This is a genomic window from Pseudomonas versuta, from assembly GCF_001294575.1.
In the GTDB taxonomy this organism is placed as follows: Bacteria; Pseudomonadota; Gammaproteobacteria; order Pseudomonadales; family Pseudomonadaceae; genus Aquipseudomonas; species Aquipseudomonas versuta.
Map to the genome: position 1 here is coordinate 3,347,945 of NZ_CP012676.1, position 16,593 is coordinate 3,364,537.

Here is a 16,593-nt window from a genome sequence, read left to right on the forward strand (position 1 = left end):
CGTCAACATGGCTGCAACTGCGAACACATTTTTCAAGGCAAAAAAAAGGGGCGGTTTGACCCGCCCACATTTTTTCCCTATTCCCTTTTATCCCTTTCATCATCCTGATGAATCGCATCATGCGATGTCCTTCAGCGTTCATCCTTGAGCACTGTGTCGATCCGTCGACACAGTTGAGATACTAAAGCCTTTAAAAATGGCTGCAAGCACATCAGTTAGGATTTGTTATTGCAGATCAGTTTTTAAAAAAGTATAAAACCTTTTAAATTCAACAAGTTAAAATATATTTAAGTAACAAAAAGACTATCTGCAAGTCCCTTTCCGCACTTGGCTTACATAAAAAGTAAGCAAAGGCTTACAGCCCCTGACAGATAAACTTCCCCACGGTCCCTGACTGCACATTTGAAAGTAACCCGCGGCCCGCGCGTACATAAAAAACCCCTCGGGCGGGCATTGATCCAGATTGTGCATGCATAAAAAAACCCCGAATAATTCGGGGTTTTTTAGCTATCAGGACGCCTGTTATTGAAACAACGACTCACTGGACAAACCGTTGCGTTCAAGGATTTCTCGCAGACGCTTGAGCCCCTCTACTTGAATCTGCCGAACACGTTCGCGCGTCAGGCCAATTTCCAGGCCAACGTCTTCAAGAGTGCTGCTTTCATGACCACGCAGCCCGAACCGGCGAATCACCACCTCGCGCTGCTTGTCTGTAAGTTCAGACAGCCACTGGTCAATACTTTGTGACAAGTCATCGTCCTGAAGCAGCTCGCAAGGATCTGTAGGTCGATCATCTGTCAGGGTATCGAGCAGGGTTTTATCAGAATCAGGGCCTAGAGAAACATCTACCGAGGACACCCGCTCATTCAGCCCAAGCATGCGCTTGACCTCCGAGACGGGTTTTTCGAGCAGATTGGCGATTTCTTCAGGGGAAGGTTCGTGATCGAGCTTTTGCGTAAGTTCCCGCGCGGCTCGCAAGTAGACATTGAGCTCTTTAACGACATGGATCGGCAAACGGATTGTGCGGGTCTGGTTCATGATCGCCCGTTCAATCGTTTGGCGGATCCACCAGGTGGCGTATGTCGAGAAGCGGAATCCGCGTTCGGGGTCAAACTTTTCGACTGCCCGAATCAGCCCCAGGTTGCCCTCTTCAATCAGATCCAGCAGCGATAGCCCACGATTGACATAGCGTCGGGCGATTTTCACCACCAGTCGCAAGTTACTTTCAATCATGCGTTTGCGGCCGGCCGGATCTCCGCTTTGCGAAAGGCGCGCGAAGTGAACTTCTTCTGCAGGGGAGAGTAACGGGGAAAAGCCAATTTCATTGAGGTACAGCTGGGTCGCATCGAGCGCCCGGGTGTAGTCAATGTACTTGTGTTGTTTTGTAGCGGTCGCTTTTTTGGACTTGGTCCGGGGTGTAGGGGTGGTGTCGTCTTCTTCTGACATCAATTCTCTGTCGATGCCGGAGTCCATAAGGAGCACCTCATCGTCGATGTCAAACCCCGGCGCTTCTTTACTGAGAGCCATTGTTGTAGTCCTTTGGTGAGTTCGACCTCAAGCTCAAGCATCGCCTATATCCTTGGCAACGCTGGAGCCTGTTCCTTAACTACATCAGGAACAGGCTGGTAACCGATCAACGTCGTGGAAGGAATTGCAGTGGATCTACAGGTTTACCTTGGCGGCGAATCTCAAAGTGAAGTTTCACCCGGTCTGTACCAGTTGACCCCATTTCGGCAATTGTCTGTCCGACCTTGACCTGCTGTCCCTCCCGAACCAACAGCCTACGGTTGTGACCGTATGCACTGACGTAGGTATCACTGTGTTTGATGATGATTAATTCGCCGTAGCCCCTCAATCCACTGCCAGCGTAAACAACTGATCCATCAGACGCAGCCAAAACAGGCTGTCCCAAATCACCGGCGATATCAATACCTTTATTCAAACTACCGTTTGAAGAAAATTTGCCAATCAAAATGCCATTTGAAGGCCAGCCCCAGCCTTTTGGCGCAGGGCCTGCAGGCAGTGCCGCTACTGGCGCTGGCGCAGCAGCTGTTGCGCCCTGACGCTTGATTACCGTGGTCTTGCTGCCTGCAGAAGACGATACGACGGTGGTTGTGGTGCCACTTGCCGGCAAGGTTCCGGCACGCCCGTCAAAGCGAATTGTTTGACCTGGGACAATAGTGAAAGGAGCCGCAATGTTGTTTTTCGCTGCCAGGGCCTTCCAGTCCCAGCCGTAACGAAAAGCAATCGAGAACAAGGTGTCGCCACGGCGCACGACGTATTGCCCGGTGGTTACTGCCGGACGCTGGGCCACCCCATTGCGGTCAACCACACTCACGCCGTTCTTGGTTGTGCTGGAACACGCTGCCAACAAAACCAGTGTGGCACTCAGTAGTAGACCGACCACCAGCCTGTGATAGCTTTTGATATCCATACGCTGCGCAATGACTGTGAGACTCACCCGCCGCTCCCTTTGAAGATGGCTAAATATTAGAACGCCAGTACTGGCCATGGTTTGTCGCAAGTATAACTGGCTACGCAGCTTACAGATTGCAAAGCCGCATCATAAAAAATCAGGCAATGGCAGAGCCCGGCCGCTGCGCAGTATGACCTGCGCCCGGCCCTATAATTCAGCAGGGCCAAACAAAGACTCAGGCCAACGGCCCGTTGAGCAATGGCACAAAACGCACATTGCCGATCACGCGACGGGCAAAGCCGTGTTCTTCGCGCACGATCAGCATCAATTGCTGCACTTCACCCGAACCCACCGGGATCACCAGACGCCCCCCGGGAGCCAGTTGATCCAGCAACGCCTGCGGCACATCGGTCGCCACTGCTGTCACGATGATGCCGTTATAAGGCGCCAGCGCAGGCCAGCCTTCCCAACCATCACCCCACCGGAACACCAGGTTGCGCAAGTTGAGCTCAAGCAGTCGCTCCTTGGCCCGATCCTGCAACACCTTGATCCGCTCTACCGAAAATATCCGTTCAACCAGTTGCGACAGAACCGCGGTTTGGTAGCCCGAGCCGGTCCCAATCTCCATCACCTTGTCCAGCGGACCGTCCTCAAGCAGCAACTCGCTCATGCGGGCCACCATATAAGGCTGGGAGATGGTCTGGTTGTTGCCTATCGGTAGCGCTGTGTCTTCGTAGGCCCGGTGCGCCAATGCTTCATCAACAAACAGATGCCGAGGCGTACGCCGAATAACCTCAAGCACTTTCTGGTTAACGATGCCCTCTTCACGCAGGCGCTGAATAAGCCGCTCCCGGGTGCGCTCGGAGGTCATGCCAATGCCGCGATGCATCAGGCCATCCTGTTCGCGCCCCATCAGCCCATACCCTCCAGCCAGACACCGAGGCTTTTGAAGCCATCACCAAAAGTACGGTCCAGTTGCAGCGGCGTGATCGAAACATAGCCCTGCATCACGGCATGAAAATCCGTTCCCGGACCTCCGTCTTCAGCATCGCCAGCAGCCGCAATCCAGTAGCCGGCCTTGCCCCGAGGATCAACAACACGTACCGGGGCAGCAGCACGGGCACGATGCCCCAGACGCGTGAGTTGAATACCGCGGATTTTCTCGAGCGGCAGGTTAGGAATATTCACGTTGAGGACCGTACGCGGCGGTAAATCCAGCACCGCATGAGCTTCAACCAGCTTACGGGCGAAATAGGCCGCCGTCGGCAAATTGTCCAGTTGACGTGACACAAAAGAAAACGCGAACGAAGGTCGATCCAGAAAGCGCCCTTCAAGCGCCGCAGCCACAGTGCCGGAATACAGCACATCATCCCCCAGATTGGCACCCAGGTTGATGCCCGAGACCACCATGTCCGGTTGCTGCTCCAGCAAGCCGTTAAGGCCCAGGTGAACGCAATCGGTAGGCGTACCATTAATGCTGATAAAGCCATTGGCCAGGGTGTGCGGATGCAAGGGCCGATCCAGCGTCAGCGAACTGCTCGCCCCGCTTTTGTCTTGCTCGGGCGCGATTACCACGCACTCGCAATAATCGGCCAGCGCGCCATAAAGCGCGGCCAGACCCGGGGCCGCGACCCCATCATCGTTTGAAATCAGAATACGCATAGGCTGTCCGTTTGACCCAAAGGCACCAGATCAACTAGTTCGCGCACCAGGACAGTAGCGAAGCATCCGGCCGGCAGAACAAATTCCAGTTGCAGAATGTCAGGTTCCGGATAATGCCACGTCAACCGGCCAATGGGCAGCCGCAGGATACGGCGCTCATGGCTCATGCCTGCTCGAACCAGCCAGTCACGCAAATCAGCTTCACGCTCTGCAATTGACTGCTCCAGCCCATGGGTAGCGCCGGTAGTTGGCGAATCCCCCTCACCCCACTGCGGGCCAGTGGGGTGAAGATCGAGAATGGCCAGTCGCGGATCGCTGCATTCAGCCTCACCTGCCGGAAAAAAACTGCGGCTATCGGTAAAGGCCAGCAAATCACCTACCTGTGCACGCTGCCAGCTACCATCGGCCACCCGCGCCGCCAGCACCTGATTGAACAGATAACTGCGTGCGGTGGATAACAGCCGCGAGCGTACGTTTCGCTGCTCAGGCAAAGCCTTGCGCGCAGCATAATCACGGGCCTCACCCAGGTTACCGCCCTGCCAGCCGAAACGCTGGCTACCGAAATAATTCGGTACGCCCTGTTTGGCGATCAGTTCAAGACGTTGCGCCAGCGCATCCTTGTCCCCGGCCAGTTGCGTCAAACGCAAGGTGAAACCGTTGGCGGCATGGGCGCCCCGTTGCAACTTGCGTTTGTGGCGTGTGCTTTTCAGAATTTTAAGCGTGTCGTTTTCAGCGCCAGACAGGTCAGGATCGGCCTTGCCCGGCAACTGCACGCTGAACCATTGACGGGTCAGCGCCTGACGGTCTTTCAAGCCGGCGTAACTGACTGTACGCAGCGGCACACCTGCGGCCTTGGCGATACGCCGCGCGGCTTCTTCAGTATTAAGTCCACGCTTCTCGACCCACAGCCACAGATGCTCGCCGTCTCCGGACAACGGAATATCCAGCACTTCATCAACCTGGAAGTCTTCAGCCGTGGCCTTGAGCACCGCAGTGCCCAAAGGCTCGCCATAAGCCAACGGCCCCAGCAGATCAAACTCGTTCATCCGCGAACCAACAACGCGATGGAATGCACTGCGATGCCTTCTTCACGACCGACAAAGCCGAGCTTTTCGGTGGTGGTGGCTTTAACGTTTACCTGGTCCAAATCAACCTCGAGATCCGCCGCAATCAGCGCGCGCATCGTTTCAATATGCGGCGCCATTTTTGGCGCCTGGGCAATGATGGTGTTGTCGACATTGCCGACTTTCCAACCTTTGGCATGGATCAGACCTACGACATGACGCAACAAGACGCGGCTATCGGCCCCCTTGAACGTCGGATCTGTGTCCGGAAAGTGCTTGCCGATGTCGCCCAGCGCCGCCGCACCCAGCAGAGCATCGCTGAGCGCGTGCAACAGCACGTCGCCATCAGAGTGGGCCAACAGGCCAAATTTGTGAGGGATCCGCACGCCGCCCAAGGTTATAAAATCGCCTTCAGCAAAACAGTGCACATCATAGCCGTGGCCAATACGCATAAAAAAACGCCCCGATTAAGTCAGGGCGTGATTCTACCCACTATTAAGCGCTTAGTGCGCTCGCGTGGTGACGCAAGTGGTCGTCAATAAAGCTGGCGATGAAAAAATAGCTGTGGTCGTAGCCCGGTTGCAAGCGCAAGGTCAGCGGATGGCCCGCCTGTTTTGCAGCCTGTTGCAGAGCCTCGGGCTTGAGCTGTACAGCCAGAAAGTCATCGCGGTCGCCTTGATCAACCAACAGCGGCAGTTTTTCCCGGGCTTCGCTGATCAAGGCGCACGCATCCCACTCGCGCCAGCGGGTACGCTCATCCCCAAGATAGCCGGAGAAGGCTTTTTGCCCCCAAGGGCAATCCATAGGGTTACTGATGGGCGCAAAGGCTGACACCGACAGATAGCGCCCCGGATTGCGCAACGCACAAACCAATGCCCCGTGCCCCCCCATCGAATGCCCGCTGATCCCGCGTTTTTGCGACGCAGGGAAATGCGCTTCAACCAATGCCGGCAATTCCTGCACTACATAATCATGCATGCGGTAATGCTGGGCCCAAGGCTGCTGAGTAGCGTTCAGGTAAAAACCTGCACCCAGGCCGAAATCCCAGGCGCCATCCGGATCATCCGGCACACCGTCACCACGGGGGCTGGTGTCCGGCGCCACGATAATCAGCCCCAGCTCGGCAGCCATTTTCATCGCGCCGGCCTTATGCATGAAATTTTCATCGGTACAGGTCAAACCCGACAGCCAGTACAACACCGGCAGCCTGGCGCCCTGCTCGGCTTGGGGCGGCAAATACACGGCAAACACCATGTCGCAACCCAGCACCTCAGAACGGTGCCGGTAGCGCTTGTGCCAGCCGCCGAAGCTTTTCTGGCAGGAAATATTTTCAAGAGTCATAGAGGCAGCTCCAGGCTTCAAGAGAAGAACTCATTACCTGTGGGAGCCGGCCGGCTCCCACATGAGCAATACGGCGGTTTTTCCACCGTATTGCGCGCATGCCGCTGCTTATCAGAAATGGATGACCGTACGAATGCTTTTGCCTTCGTGCATCAGGTCGAATGCCTTGTTGATGTCTTCCAGCCCCATGGTGTGGGTGATGAAGGTGTCCAGCGGGATCTCTCCGGTTTGCGCCATGTCGACATAGCTTGGCAATTCAGTGCGACCGCGCACGCCACCAAATGCCGAACCACGCCAGACGCGACCGGTCACCAGCTGGAAGGGACGGGTCGAAATTTCCTGACCGGCACCGGCCACGCCGATGATCACGGACTCGCCCCATCCTTTGTGGCAGCACTCCAGTGCCGCACGCATCAACTGCACATTGCCGATGCACTCGAAAGAAAAGTCGACTCCACCGTCAGTCATGTCGACTATTACTTCCTGGATCGGGCGATCAAAATCCTTCGGGTTGACGCAATCGGTTGCGCCCAGTTGCCTGGCGATTTCAAATTTGGCCGGGTTGATATCGATGGCAATGATCCGTGCAGCCTTGGCTTTTACTGCGCCGATCACCGCTGAAAGGCCGATGCCGCCCAGACCGAAGATGGCGACGGTGTCGCCCGGCTTGACCTTGGCAGTATTGATCACCGCACCAATGCCAGTGGTGACGCCGCAACCGAGCAGGCAAACCTTCTCCAGCGGCGCGTCTTTTTGAATCTTGGCCACCGAGATTTCCGGGAGCACGGTGTACTCCGAAAACGTAGAAGTGCCCATGTAATGGAAAATTGGCTGCCCCTTGTAGGAGAAACGCGTAGTGCCATCCGGCATCAGGCCTTTGCCTTGAGTGGCGCGAATCGCCTGACACAGGTTGGTCTTGCCTGACAGGCAGAATTTGCACTTGCGGCACTCTGGCGTGTACAGCGGGATGACGTGATCGCCCACTGCCACGGAAGTAACACCTTCGCCGATCGCCTCAACTACAGCGCCGCCTTCATGGCCCAAAATCGACGGAAAGATGCCCTCCGGATCAGCCCCCGACAAGGTGTAGGCATCGGTGTGGCATACACCGGAAGCCACCACCCGCAGCAGCACTTCACCCGCCTTGGGCATGGCAACGTCAACTTCCACGATTTCCAGCGGTTTTTTGGCCTCGAAGGCTACGGCAGCACGTGACTTGATCATCAATCGACTCCAGCAAAGTTAAAACAGAATACCGAGTGTAAATCAGCGCTGACTGATTAATAATCCAGACAAAAGCAAAACATTATTGCCATACAGGGATAATAAGTCGTGAGTGAGAGCCGCTGGGAAGGCATTGACGAGTTTGTCGCCGTAGCAGAATGCGGGCAATTTACCGCCGCTGCCGAGCGTCTTGGGGTTTCCTCATCGCACATAAGCCGCCAGGTAGCCCGCCTCGAGGAGCGCCTGCAAACCCGCCTGTTTTATCGCAGTACGCGACGGGTGACCCTGACCGAGGCCGGACAAACTTTTTTACAGCACTGTCAGCGCTTGCAAGATGGCCGCGAAGAAGCGTTGCGTGCAGTCGGTGATCTGGCCAGCGAACCCAAAGGCATGCTGCGAATGACTTGCGCGGTGGCCTATGGAGAGCGTTTTATTGTGCCGCTGGTGACGCGTTTTATGGGGTTGTACCCGCAGTTACGGGTCGACATTGAACTGAGCAATCGCCCGTTGGACCTGGTGCATGAGAGTCTCGACCTGGCCATTCGCCTGGGCCGGCTGCAGGACTCGCGACTGGTCGCTACCCGCCTGGCACCAAGACGTATGTACTTGTGCGCATCGCCCTCTTATCTGGCGCATTACGGTCGTCCTCACAGCCTGTCAGAACTGAGCCGCCACAATTGTCTGATTGGCAGTTCGGATCTCTGGCAATTGCAGCTGGACGGACGAGAGTTTTCGCAAAGGGTGCAAGGCAATTGGCGCTGCAACAGTGGGCAGGCGGTACTGGACGCAACCCTGCTGGGCGTCGGGTTGTGTCAGTTACCGGACTATTATGTGCTGGAGCATTTAAAGACTGGAGCGCTGGTGTCTTTGCTTGAAGCTCATCAACCACCCAATACTGCGGTTTGGGCCCTGTACCCGCAGCAACGGCACTTGTCGCCCAAGGTCAGGAAGCTGGTGGATTATCTGAAGGAAGGATTGGCCCAGCGGGAAGAGTATTTGGGTTAAAGACCTGTAGGATCAGCGATTAGCCCAGCGCAAGCGCAACCACTCGAGGTCTTCAGGGCGCGTCACCTTAATGTTGTCCGAACGGCCCTCGATCAGACGCGGCGCCAGCCCGGCCCACTCCATTGCGGATGCTTCGTCAGTGATCTTCGCATCGGCGACCAGGCTATCAGCCAGGGCACGGTGCAATGCACCCAGGCGGAACATCTGCGGCGTATATGCCTGCCAGATCAAACTGCGGTCTACGGTTTCGAGCACCCGGCCATTCTTGTCGACCCGCTTGAGCGTGTCCCGCGCGGGAACTGCCAGCAAACCACCGACCGGGTCGAGGGCCAGCTCACTCAACAATTTGTCCAGATCCTCACGGGACAGGTTGGGTCGTGCAGCATCGTGCACCAATACCCAATCTTCATCGGATGCCCCCAGCGCATGCAGGTGCAGCAACGCATTGAGCACCGAATCGGCACGCTCGCGCCCACCCTCTACCCGTGCGATCCGTGGATCGACGGAGCAAGGCAAGGAAGGCCAAAAAGGGTCATCGCTAGCGACACTGACCACCAGCCCCTTGAGACCCGGATGATCGAGGAAACAGCCGATGCTGTGTTCCAGAATACTGCGCCCGCCCAGCTGCAAGTACTGCTTGGGACGGTCCGCGGCCATACGGGCACCAACGCCCGCGGCAGGAATCACGGCCCAGAAGGCCGGTGACGGATAACTCATTGGGCCAACTGGTAGAGGGTTTCGCCCTCCTTGACCATGCCCAACTCATGGCGAGCACGCTCTTCAACGGTCTCCATGCCTTTTTTCAACTCAAGCACTTCCGCATCCAGCACGCGGTTGCGCTCCAGCAATACTTCGTTTTCAGCATGCTGATCGGCGATTTGCTGCGTCAGGTCGGTAACCTGCGCCAAACTGCCATTCCCCACCCACAGGCGATACTGTAGGCCAGCCAGCAGCAAGAGCAAGATGAGAAACAACCAATTGGGACTGCGCATCGAATATCAGGTATCCAGTGAAAAGACAGCCATGCCGAAAAACGTAAACAACCAATAGTACAAAGCCTGGAAGACCCAGGCTTGTACACATTCAGGTTAGTGTTAAAAGACTCGCTTGAGCGAATATTCCTACATAACCTGCTGTCTTTTTACCACCAACTGCTTAGCCGCGAAACTCGCTGCGACCGTTGTACTTGGCTTTTGCACCCAGTTGCTCTTCGATACGCAGCAATTGGTTGTACTTGGACACGCGATCCGAACGGCACAGAGAGCCGGTCTTGATCTGGCCAGCCGAAGTACCCACCGCCAGATCGGCAATGGTGGAGTCTTCAGTTTCACCGGAACGGTGCGAAATCACAGCAGTGTAACCAGCGGCCTTGGCCATCTGGATAGCTTCCAGGGTTTCGGTCAGGGTGCCGATCTGGTTGAATTTGATCAGGATCGAGTTGGCGATCTTTTTATCGATGCCTTCTTTCAGGATCTTGGTGTTGGTTACGAACAGGTCGTCACCTACCAGCTGAATTTTCTCACCAATCTTGTCGGTCAGGATTTTCCAGCCATCCCAGTCAGACTCGTCCAGGCCGTCTTCAATGGAGATGATCGGGTAACGCTGGGTCAGGCCTTTCAGATACTCGGCGAAACCTTCCGAGTTGAATACCTGGCCTTCGCCCGACAGGTTGTACTTGCCGTCTTCGTAGAACTCACTGGCCGCGCAGTCCAGCGCCAGGGTCACATCTGTGCCCAAGGTGTAGCCAGCGTTGGCAACAGCTTCGGAGATCACTTTCAGTGCATCTTCGTTGGAAGCCAGGTTAGGTGCGAAACCACCTTCATCGCCCACTGCAGTGCTCAGGCCACGAGCCTTGAGAACAGCTTTGAGGTGATGGAAGATTTCAGTGCCCATGCGCAGCGCGTCGGAAAAAGTCTTGGCGCCCACCGGCTGAACCATGAACTCTTGAATGTCGACGTTGTTATCAGCGTGCTCGCCACCGTTGATGATGTTCATCATCGGTACCGGCATCGAGTAAACACCCGGTGTGCCGTTCAGGTTGGCGATGTGTGCGTACAGCGGCAGGTCCTGGTCCTGAGCAGCAGCCTTGGCAGCAGCCAGGGATACAGCGAGGATGGCGTTAGCACCCAGAGAACCTTTGTTTTCAGTGCCGTCCAGCGCAATCATCGCGTGGTCCAGCGCTTTTTGATCAACCGGGTCTTTACCCAGCAGCAAATCGCGAATCGGGCCGTTAATGTTGGCAACGGCTTTCAAAACGCCCTTGCCCAGGTAACGGCTCTTGTCGCCATCACGTAGTTCCAGCGCTTCACGGGAACCGGTGGAAGCACCGGAAGGCGCGCAAGCACTGCCGATGATGCCGTTATCGAGAAGCACATCCGCTTCCACAGTGGGGTTGCCACGGGAATCGAGAACTTCACGACCTTTGATGTCGACGATTTTTGCCATTGTTGTAAACACTCCAAAGTTGACGAAAACGACGCAGCTGAGGGAAATATTGTTATCGCCGACAGGGACTAATTAACAGGCAGCCTTGCGGACGATAAGGCTCGGGCCCTGGGGCCCGAGAAATCGTGCGGTACTTTACCGGAGAAACGAGGGTTACGCGGTTTCTATTGTTGGAAAACTCTTGACCAACTCATCCAGCGACTTCAGTTGAGCCAGGAATGGCTCAAGCTTGTCCAGACGCAAGGCACAAGGGCCGTCGCATTTGGCATTGTCAGGATCCGGGTGTGCTTCAAGGAACAAACCGGCAAGGCTCTGGCTGATGCCAGCCTTGGCCAGATCCGTTACCTGGGCGCGGCGACCACCGGCAGAGTCCGAGCGACCACCGGGCATTTGCAGCGCGTGTGTCACGTCGAAAAATACCGGGTATTCGAACTGCTTCATGATGCCGAAGCCCAGCATGTCGACCACAAGGTTGTTGTAGCCAAAGCTGGAGCCGCGTTCACAGAGGATCAACTGATCGTTGCCCGCTTCTTCGCATTTGCTCAGGATGTGTTTCATTTCCTGAGGCGCAAGGAACTGGGCTTTTTTGATGTTGATCACGGCACCGGTTTTGGCCATGGCCACAACCAGATCAGTCTGACGCGACAGGAAAGCCGGCAACTGGATGATGTCGCAGACTTCGGCGACCACGGCTGCCTGCGCAGGCTCGTGGACGTCGGTAATCAGCGGCACACCAAAGGCGGCTTTTATGTCTTGAAAAATCCGCATGCCCTCTTCCAGGCCTGGGCCACGGTAAGAGCTGACAGAGGAGCGATTGGCCTTGTCGAAACTGGCCTTGAATACGTAAGGGATACCGAGCTTTTCGGTAACACGCACGTACTCTTCACACACCTTCATGGCCATATCACGGCTTTCCAGCACGTTCATACCACCGAACAAGACCATTGGCTTGTCGTTGGCAATTTCGATATTGCCTACACGGATTATCTTTTGCGCCATGCTGTTTATGCCTTCTTCTCGTGCTGCGTCAATGCTGCCTTGACGAAGCCTGTGAACAATGGATGGCCATCACGTGGCGTGGAGGTGAACTCCGGGTGAAACTGGCAAGCGACGAACCAAGGATGATCCGGTGCTTCAACCACTTCTACCAGCGCGCCGTCACCGGAGCGACCGGTTACTTTCAGGCCGGCTTCCATCAGTTGAGGCAGCAGGTTGTTGTTCACTTCATAGCGATGGCGATGACGCTCAACGATCACGTCCTTGGCATAGCAGTCGTGAACCAGAGAGCCGGCGGTAAGCTGGCAATCCTGCGCACCCAGACGCATGGTGCCGCCCAGATCCGAAGTCTCGGTACGGGTTTCAACAGCACCTGTGGCGTCTTCCCACTCAGTGATCAGGCCCACAACCGGGTGGCCGCTGTTGCGATCAAACTCGGTAGAGTTGGCGTCTTTCCAGCCCAGCACGTTACGTGCGAACTCGATAACGGCAACTTGCATGCCCAGGCAGATACCCAGGTATGGCACCTTGTTTTCGCGAGCATATTGAACCGCAGTGATCTTGCCTTCTACGCCGCGCAGACCGAAGCCGCCCGGAACCAGAATGGCATCGACACCTTCCAGCAGTTCAGTGCCTTTGTTTTCGATGTCTTCAGAATCGATATAACGCAGGTTGACCTTGGTACGGTTGGAAATCCCGGCGTGGCTCATCGCTTCGATCAGCGACTTGTACGCGTCCAGCAGCTCCATGTACTTGCCGACCATGGCGATGGTGACTTCGTGCTCCGGATTGAGCTTGGCGTCGACCACTTGCTCCCATTCGGACAAGTCGGCGCTGTTGCACTCCAGACCGAAACGCTCAACGACAAAATCATCCAGACCCTGAGCGTGCAGCATTCCCGGAATACGGTAGATGGTGTCGGCGTCTTCCAGCGAAATCACCGCACGCTCTTCAACGTTGGTGAACAACGCGATTTTGCGGCGCGAAGAAATATCGACGTGGTGATCGGAACGGCAGATCAGAACATCTGGCTGCAGGCCGATGGAACGTAATTCTTTAACCGAATGTTGCGTTGGTTTGGTTTTCGTTTCGCCAGCAGTGGCGATGTACGGTACCAGAGTCAGGTGCATCAGCATGGCGCGCTTGGCGCCTACTTCGATGCGCAACTGACGGATTGCCTCGAGGAACGGTTGCGACTCAATGTCACCCACAGTGCCGCCAATCTCAACCATCGCTACGTCGGCATCGCCGGCGCCCTTGATGATTCGACGCTTGATCTCGTCGGTGATGTGCGGAATTACCTGAATGGTTGCACCCAGGTAATCACCACGGCGCTCCTTGCGCAGGACGTGTTCGTAAACACGGCCCGTGGTGAAGTTGTTGTTCTGGGTCATGGTCGTGCGGATAAACCGCTCGTAATGACCCAAGTCCAGGTCGGTCTCGGCGCCGTCGTGTGTGACGAACACTTCACCGTGCTGGAACGGGCTCATGGTGCCCGGATCAACGTTGATGTAGGGGTCCAGCTTCAGCATGGTGACCTTAAGTCCCCGCGCCTCCAGGATGGCTGCCAATGAAGCCGAGGCAATGCCTTTCCCCAATGAAGAAACAACACCGCCCGTGACGAAGATGTAGCGCGTCATGAAAAACCCTAGAAGTCTGCGTTAAAGCGGTCAGAGCCGCCGGGGAAAGCGAAGGAAGGCCGAAGCCCCCAATCACCAGCATTAGTCACAGTGCACCTTTCGAAAAACTGCTGCGTTGAAACAGACCGATGGAAACCACCGGTTCGATACAAGCCACACATTTTTTTAAAATCGCCCAGCAAAGACTGCTTGGTAATCGGCAACATCTGCAATTCTGGTGAATCTACAGAAGTTGTATCAAGAAGGGAGCGTAGTCTACCGGAAACCCCCTTTCAGCTCAAACCTTGATCGCTCTTAGTTGGCAGCCACTGCAATTGCCAGCGTCCACAGGGGCTGCAGTCCAGTCCCGGGAGGTTTGCCACTGCCAATAATTGCTCATTTACGTACAGAAGCGGCAATCTGCCACGGGCAAACAATGGCAGCCCCTGCTCATTGAGCAGTCGCTTCAAGTCACGATGACCACGATTTTTCACCGTCATCACCTCGCCCCCCTGACGATAGCGCACTTGCAGCGAACCACCCGGAGCTTGCCCCAGCAATTGCAATTGACCGTTTCCCGGCAATGCCAGTGGCAGAAGCGGATTATCCCATTGCATGGGAGCTATCGGCTGGCGCAGCCAGTCACCCGCCATCCACCAGATTCTCCCGCCAGCACGGTGCAATTGGCCTTCGGCAAGTTTCCACACCGGCTGCGCATCGGCACGCGCATCACGCAAGGCATCCCAGCCGGCCCAATGATCGGTATCTGGCAATAGACCTAGGGCAGCCAACCAGTGACGCAAAGCGTTACGTTGACGGGCGGGAGAAAGGCTGGTGATCGGCGCAAGTTCCAAAGATTGCAACCCTAGCCAGTCAAACTCGCTGACAGATCCCGCCTCCTGCAGATCCTGCCGGGCCAGTTCATCGAGCAAGCCCTGTGCCTCGGCACAGTGGGACGCGCTGCGGGCCATGCTGGCGGCGGCTTGCGGCCAGCGCCGGGTCAGCAGCGGAAAAATCTCATGGCGCAAATAATTTCGCGAAAAGTCGGTGCGGACATTGGATGGATCTTCAATCCAGCTCAGGTTGTGTTCCTGCGCGTAGGCCTCCAGATGAGCGCGTGGAACATCCAGCAAAGGTCGACATAGATCGCCTTCGCCCAGACCACGCTGATGCGGCATCGCAGCCAGCCCGCTCACCCCCGCCCCGCGCAACAGACGAAACAGAAAGGTTTCGGCCTGATCATCGCGATGCTGGCCGGTAAGCAGCACTTCTTGCGCCTGGGTAAGCGCCACAAACGCCTGGTAGCGCGCATCACGCGCAGCGCGCTCAAGGCTTGCTCCGGCTTGCACGTGCACGCGCACAACCTGCAGCGGCACTCCAAGATCATCACAGAGTGCCTGGCAATGAGCCGGCCACGCATCTGCCGCAGCCTGAAGACCATGATGGACATGGATGGCACTCAAAGGAGGCAGAGAATGGATTTGACGCAGTTGAGCGAGAAGATGCAGCAGCACGGTCGAATCAAGACCGCCGGAGAACGCTACATGCCAGGCCCTGGCATTGCGCCAGGGCTCGAGGGCTTTGAGAAGCTGGATTGAGAGGTTGGACATCGCACAATCCTGTAGGAGCGAGCCTGCTCGCGAGCGTTTCAACGCAGCGACGAAGAGCTCGCGAGCAAGCTCGCCCCTACAATGCTCCTGTCAGAGACCGTAGCTCATCAGGCGCTCATAGCGACGCTTGAGCAACGCTTCGTGATCCAGTTTTTTGAGCATGTCCAGCTGAGAAGCCAGCTCGGCACGAATCGAAGCGGAAGCCGCCACCGGATCACGGTGCGCGCCACCCAATGGCTCGGTGATGACCTTGTCAACAATGCCCAGACCTTTCAGGCGCTCGGCGGTAATGCCCATCGCTTCAGCAGCGTCCGGCGCTTTTTCGGCGGTTTTCCACAGAATCGATGCACAACCTTCCGGCGAAATCACCGCATAGGTCGAGTACTGCAGCATGTTCAACTGATCGCAGACGCCGATTGCCAATGCGCCGCCCGAACCACCTTCACCGATTACGGTGGCGATGATCGGGGTTTTGAGGCGCGACATCACACGCAGGTTCCAGGCAATCGCTTCACTCTGGTTGCGCTCTTCAGCATCAATCCCGGGATAAGCGCCAGGCGTGTCAATGAAAGTCAGGATCGGCATCTTGAACCGCTCGGCCATTTCCATCAGGCGGCAGGCCTTGCGGTAGCCTTCAGGACGCGGCATACCGAAGTTGCGACGTACCTTTTCACGTACTTCACGGCCCTTCTGGTGACCAATCACCATCACTGGCTGATCGTCCAGACGGGCAATACCGCCAACAATGGCAGCGTCGTCCGAGAAGTGACGGTCGCCGTGCAGCTCATCGAACTCGGTGAAGATGTGATCGATGTAGTCCAGCGTGTAAGGACGGCGCGGGTGACGGGCCAGACGGGCAATCTGCCAGCTGGTCAGCTTGCCGAAAATATCTTCAGTCAGCGTTTTGCTTTTGTCTTGCAGACGAGAGATTTCATCGCTGATGTTCAGCGAATTGTCATTACCAACCAAGCGCAACTCTTCGATTTTGGCTTGCAGGTCAGCAATCGGCTGTTCGAAATCAAGAAAATTCGGGTTCATAAGCATCCGTCTTGGGTCGGCGGCAAAGCATGCCAGAAGATTTAAAACCCAGCATTTGCTGGCGTTTTTAACCGAACTGGGGCAGCCGGTTGATCTGTATCGCGCCTACCTTAAGGGACAGGCGCTCTCAGGTCGAGATTAAAAATTCGGGTCGAGGTCAGGGCGCTTCTCGC

General features: G+C 56.1%; 16 protein-coding genes. 1 reads left to right on the forward strand and 15 read right to left on the reverse strand.

Going from position 1 to position 16,593, the window contains the following annotated elements; all coding sequences use genetic code 11:
* Positions 1 to 522: 522 nt before the first annotated feature.
* From rpoS to AOC04_RS15045, 8 genes are all read right to left on the reverse strand, one after another.
* Positions 523 to 1,446 (reverse strand): RNA polymerase sigma factor RpoS, encoded by a 924-nt coding sequence (gene rpoS, locus AOC04_RS15010; protein ID WP_397457302.1) that lies wholly within the window; start codon positions 1,444 to 1,446, stop codon positions 523 to 525.
* Positions 1,447 to 1,633: 187 nt separating this feature from the next.
* Positions 1,634 to 2,461 (reverse strand): peptidoglycan DD-metalloendopeptidase family protein, encoded by an 828-nt coding sequence (locus AOC04_RS15015; protein WP_060694692.1) that lies wholly within the window; start codon positions 2,459 to 2,461, stop codon positions 1,634 to 1,636.
* 190 nt (positions 2,462 to 2,651) lie between these two features.
* A complete protein-coding gene (locus AOC04_RS15020; protein WP_167344891.1) occupies positions 2,652 to 3,287 on the reverse strand; it encodes a protein-L-isoaspartate(D-aspartate) O-methyltransferase in 636 nt (211 codons plus the stop codon).
* 41 nt (positions 3,288 to 3,328) lie between these two features.
* Complete coding sequence (gene surE / locus AOC04_RS15025; RefSeq protein ID WP_060694696.1) at positions 3,329 to 4,078, reverse strand: 5'/3'-nucleotidase SurE; 750 nt, start codon at positions 4,076 to 4,078, stop codon at positions 3,329 to 3,331.
* Positions 4,066 to 5,124, reverse strand: a complete 1,059-nt coding sequence (gene truD, locus AOC04_RS15030) for a tRNA pseudouridine(13) synthase TruD (RefSeq protein WP_060694698.1) — start codon at positions 5,122 to 5,124, stop codon at positions 4,066 to 4,068. Before truD ends, surE begins: the two co-directional genes overlap by 13 nt.
* Positions 5,121 to 5,594, reverse strand: a complete 474-nt coding sequence (gene ispF / locus AOC04_RS15035) for a 2-C-methyl-D-erythritol 2,4-cyclodiphosphate synthase (RefSeq protein WP_060694700.1) — start codon at positions 5,592 to 5,594, stop codon at positions 5,121 to 5,123. Before ispF ends, truD begins: the two co-directional genes overlap by 4 nt.
* 43 nt (positions 5,595 to 5,637) lie before the next feature.
* Positions 5,638 to 6,483, reverse strand: a complete 846-nt coding sequence (fghA, locus tag AOC04_RS15040) for an S-formylglutathione hydrolase (RefSeq protein WP_060694702.1) — start codon at positions 6,481 to 6,483, stop codon at positions 5,638 to 5,640.
* 111 nt (positions 6,484 to 6,594) lie between these two features.
* Positions 6,595 to 7,707 carry an S-(hydroxymethyl)glutathione dehydrogenase/class III alcohol dehydrogenase gene (locus AOC04_RS15045; protein ID WP_060694705.1) on the reverse strand — a complete coding sequence of 371 codons (1,113 nt, stop codon included), beginning with the start codon at positions 7,705 to 7,707 and terminating at the stop codon, positions 6,595 to 6,597.
* A 108-nt stretch (positions 7,708 to 7,815) separates the two neighbouring features.
* Here AOC04_RS15045 and AOC04_RS15050 point away from each other — a divergent pair, with 108 nt between their 5' ends.
* A complete protein-coding gene (locus AOC04_RS15050) occupies positions 7,816 to 8,712 on the forward strand; it encodes a LysR family transcriptional regulator (RefSeq protein WP_060694708.1) in 897 nt (298 codons plus the stop codon).
* Positions 8,713 to 8,724: 12 nt separating this feature from the next.
* Here the strand turns inward: AOC04_RS15050 and ispD are convergent, their stop codons facing one another.
* The 7 genes from ispD to AOC04_RS15085 form a co-directional block, all read right to left on the reverse strand.
* On the reverse strand, positions 8,725 to 9,429 hold the full coding sequence (gene ispD, locus AOC04_RS15055; RefSeq protein ID WP_060694712.1) for a 2-C-methyl-D-erythritol 4-phosphate cytidylyltransferase: 705 nt from the start codon (positions 9,427 to 9,429) through the stop codon (positions 8,725 to 8,727).
* Positions 9,426 to 9,704 carry a cell division protein FtsB gene (gene ftsB / locus AOC04_RS15060; RefSeq protein WP_003440483.1) on the reverse strand — a complete coding sequence of 93 codons (279 nt, stop codon included), beginning with the start codon at positions 9,702 to 9,704 and terminating at the stop codon, positions 9,426 to 9,428. The genes ispD and ftsB overlap by 4 nt, the downstream gene beginning before the upstream one ends.
* A gap of 163 nt (positions 9,705 to 9,867) precedes the next feature.
* Complete coding sequence (gene eno, locus AOC04_RS15065; protein WP_060694715.1) at positions 9,868 to 11,157, reverse strand: phosphopyruvate hydratase; 1,290 nt, start codon at positions 11,155 to 11,157, stop codon at positions 9,868 to 9,870.
* Positions 11,158 to 11,310: 153 nt separating this feature from the next.
* Positions 11,311 to 12,156: a 3-deoxy-8-phosphooctulonate synthase gene (gene kdsA, locus AOC04_RS15070; protein WP_060694718.1), complete on the reverse strand. Its 846-nt coding sequence runs from the start codon at positions 12,154 to 12,156 to the stop codon at positions 11,311 to 11,313.
* A 5-nt stretch (positions 12,157 to 12,161) separates the two neighbouring features.
* Positions 12,162 to 13,793, reverse strand: a complete 1,632-nt coding sequence (locus tag AOC04_RS15075; RefSeq protein ID WP_060694720.1) for a CTP synthase — start codon at positions 13,791 to 13,793, stop codon at positions 12,162 to 12,164.
* A 272-nt stretch (positions 13,794 to 14,065) separates the two neighbouring features.
* Positions 14,066 to 15,382 carry a tRNA lysidine(34) synthetase TilS gene (gene tilS / locus AOC04_RS15080; RefSeq protein ID WP_060694722.1) on the reverse strand — a complete coding sequence of 439 codons (1,317 nt, stop codon included), beginning with the start codon at positions 15,380 to 15,382 and terminating at the stop codon, positions 14,066 to 14,068.
* A gap of 90 nt (positions 15,383 to 15,472) precedes the next feature.
* On the reverse strand, positions 15,473 to 16,420 hold the full coding sequence (locus tag AOC04_RS15085; RefSeq protein ID WP_060694724.1) for an acetyl-CoA carboxylase carboxyltransferase subunit alpha: 948 nt from the start codon (positions 16,418 to 16,420) through the stop codon (positions 15,473 to 15,475).
* Between the last annotated feature and the right edge of the window lie 173 nt (positions 16,421 to 16,593).